This is a genomic window from Saccharopolyspora sp., from assembly GCF_017434145.1.
GTDB classification, from domain to species: Bacteria; Actinomycetota; Actinomycetes; order Mycobacteriales; family Pseudonocardiaceae; genus Saccharopolyspora_C; species Saccharopolyspora_C galaxeae.
Genome location: NZ_JAFRFW010000013.1, coordinates 1 through 2800, shown reverse-complemented (window position 1 = coordinate 2800; position 2800 = coordinate 1). Strand labels below are relative to the sequence as shown.

The window sequence follows — 2800 nt, the reverse complement described above, 5'->3', positions numbered from 1 at the left end:
CGTGCCCGCGCGGCCGCCGCGCGCCCGCCAGCGGCGCTCCGCCCAGATGATCGCCACCACGATCCCGGCGACCAGACACAGCGCGTACGCGCGCAGCGGGACCGGGCCGATGTACCAGACGCCTTGCGCCGGGCTGGGAATGTTCGCCAGGAACGGGGTCGCCGAGGCGGCGAGGCTTGGGACGCTCACGACGCACACCGTATCGGTCCGCCCGCGACCCCGGAGTCGCGGTCCGCGCACGTCACGAAACGGTCACGCGCGCGCGTGCTGATCGGCTTCAGCGGGAGCGCACGCCCTCCCCCAGCTCGGCGGCGATTTCGCGCACGCCGTCGGCCCCGTCCCGCTCGGCGCGGCCGATGAACGCCGAGCCGACGATCACCGCATCGGCGAACCCGGCGACTTCGGCGGCCTGCTCGCCGGAGCGGACCCCGAGCCCCACGCCGATCGGCAGGTCGGTGTGCACCCGGGTGCGCCGCACCAGCTCCTCGGCCTTGTCGCCGACGGTCTCCCGCGCGCCCGTCACGCCCATCACGGAGGTGGCGTAGATGAACCCGGAGCTCGCCTTGGCCGTCATCGCCAGCCGCTGCTCCGTGGACGACGGCGCGACCAGGAAGATCCGGTCCAGCCCGTGCGCGTCGGTCGCGGCGATCCAGTCCTCGGCCTCGTCCGGCACCAGGTCCGGGGTGATCACGCCGAGCCCGCCTGCGGCCTTCAGGTCCCGCGCGAACCTGTCCGGTCCGTACTGGTGCACCGGGTTCCAGTAGGTCATCACCACCGGGTGCCCACCGGAGCCGGCGACCGCGGAGACCACGCCGAACAGGTCCCGCACCCGGAAGCCGTTGCGCAGCGCGGTGTCGCTGGCGGCCTGGATGGTCGGACCGTCGATGACCGGGTCCGAGAACGGGATGCCGATCTCGACGATGTCGCAGCCCGGCCGGTCCGCGGTGCCCGACAGCATCGCCGCCAGCAGCTCCTTCGAGCCGTCCACCGTCGGGTAGCCCGCGGGCAGGTAGCCGATCAGCGCGGCCCGGTTCTCGTCGCGGCACGCCGCGAACACTTCGTGCAGGCCGCTCACCGCGCCGTCCCCTCTGCGTCGTCCCCGGTGGGCTCGTCCCCGGCGGACTCGTCCGCGACGGGCTCACCGGTCTGCTCGTCGACCAGCCCGAAGTACTTCGCGGCGGTGTCCATGTCCTTGTCGCCGCGGCCGGACAGGCTCACCAGCAGCGTCGCGCCCGGCCCGAGTTCCTTGCCCAGCTGCAGCGCCCCGGCCAGCGCGTGCGCCGACTCCACCGCGGGAATGATCCCCTCGGTGCGGGACAGCAGCTGGAACGCCTGCATCGCCTCGTCGTCGGTGATGCCGCGGTACTCGGCGCGGCCGGAGTCCTTCAGGTACGAGTGCTCCGGGCCGACACCCGGGTAGTCCAGCCCCGCCGAGATCGAGTACGCCTCGATGACCTGCCCGTCGTCGTCCTGCAGCAGGTAGGACCGGGCACCGTGCAGCGTGCCGGGAGTGCCCTTGCTCAGCGTGGCGCCGTGCTCTCCGCTGTCCAGGCCGTGCCCGGCGGGTTCGCAGCCGACCAGGCGCACGCCCGGGTCGTCGATGAAGCCGTGGAAGATCCCGATGGCGTTCGAGCCGCCGCCCACGCAGGCCAGCACCGCGTCCGGCAGCCCGCCGAACTGGTGCACCGACTGCTCGCGGGCCTCCTCGCCGATGACCTGGTGGAAGTTGCGCACCATCAGCGGGAACGGGTGCGCACCGGCGGCCGTGCCCAGCAGGTAGTGCGTGTCGGCGACGTTGGCGACCCAGTCCCGCAGCGCCTCGTTGATCGCGTCCTTGAGCGTGGCCGAACCGTTCGCGACCGGGATCACCTCGGCGCCCAGCAGCCGCATCCGGGCCACGTTCAGCGCCTGCCGCTTGGTGTCCACCTCGCCCATGTAGACCACGCAGTCCAGGTCCAGCAGCGCGCAGGCCGTCGCGGTGGCCACGCCGTGCTGACCGGCGCCGGTCTCGGCGATGACGCGGCGCTTGCCCATCCGCTTGACCAGCAGCGCCTGCCCCAGCACGTTGTTGATCTTGTGGGAGCCGGTGTGGTTGAGGTCCTCGCGCTTGAGCAGCACCCGCGCCCCGCCCGCGTGCTCGCCGAACCGCTTGGCCTCGGTCAGCAGCGACGGGCGGCCCGCGTAGTCCCGCAGCAGCCGGGCGAGCTCGTCGACGAAATCCGGGTCGAGCTGGGCCTTCTCGTACTCCGCGGCCAGCTCGTCCTGCGCGGCGATCAACGCCTCCGGCATGAACCGGCCGCCGTACGGGCCGAAGTGGCCCCGCTCGTCCGGATCGTGCCCCTCGGGCACCTGCCGGCCCGGCCGGTGCGCCCGGACGTTCCGCGCGTCGTGCACGGTGTCCATGGGGTTCCCCTCTCTCGTCGTGCCGGGGCTCGTAGTGCGGGGGCGCCGATCCGCCGCTGCGGCGCCGCGGTTCAGCGGCTGGAGCGCGGGCAGGCCGGGTGCGAGCCCGCGGTGACCAGCTGGGTCACCGCCGTGCGCGGGTTGTCGCTGGTCACCAGGCCCTCGCCGACCAGCACGGCGTCCGCGCCGGAACCCGCGTAGGCCATCAGGTCGCTAGGACCGCGCACGCCCGACTCGGCCACCTTCAGCACGTCGACCGGCAGGCCCGGCGCGATCCGGCCGAACACCTCCCGGTCCACTTCCAGGGTGTGCAGGTTGCGCGCGTTGATGCCGATGACCTTCGCCCCGGCCTCCAGCGCGCGGTCCGCCTCCTCCGCGGTGTGCACCTCGACCAGCG

General features: G+C 73.4%; 2 protein-coding genes and 2 pseudogenes. All 4 read right to left on the bottom strand.

The genetic code is table 11. The features are described from left to right. Nucleotides 1–189 (bottom strand): annotated as a pseudogene (locus tag IJH84_RS00325) (prolipoprotein diacylglyceryl transferase); the annotation flags it as partial. 88 nt (nucleotides 190–277) lie between these two features. Further along, complete coding sequence (gene trpA, locus IJH84_RS00320) at nucleotides 278–1075, bottom strand: tryptophan synthase subunit alpha (protein ID WP_295138781.1); 798 nt, start codon at nucleotides 1073–1075, stop codon at nucleotides 278–280. Beyond that, the gene (gene trpB / locus IJH84_RS00315; RefSeq protein ID WP_233627332.1) at nucleotides 1072–2403 is read right to left on the bottom strand and encodes a tryptophan synthase subunit beta; all 1332 of its coding nucleotides are present in this window, start codon (nucleotides 2401–2403) and stop codon (nucleotides 1072–1074) included. Before trpB ends, trpA begins: the two co-directional genes overlap by 4 nt. 71 nt (nucleotides 2404–2474) lie before the next feature. Continuing rightward, nucleotides 2475–2800 (bottom strand): annotated as a pseudogene (locus IJH84_RS00310) (indole-3-glycerol-phosphate synthase TrpC); the annotation flags it as partial.

Coding starts and splice junctions, on each gene's coding strand:
- trpB (WP_233627332.1), bottom strand. CDS start 2,403: ATGGACACCGTGCACGACGCGCGGAACGTCCGGGCGCACCGGCCGGGC.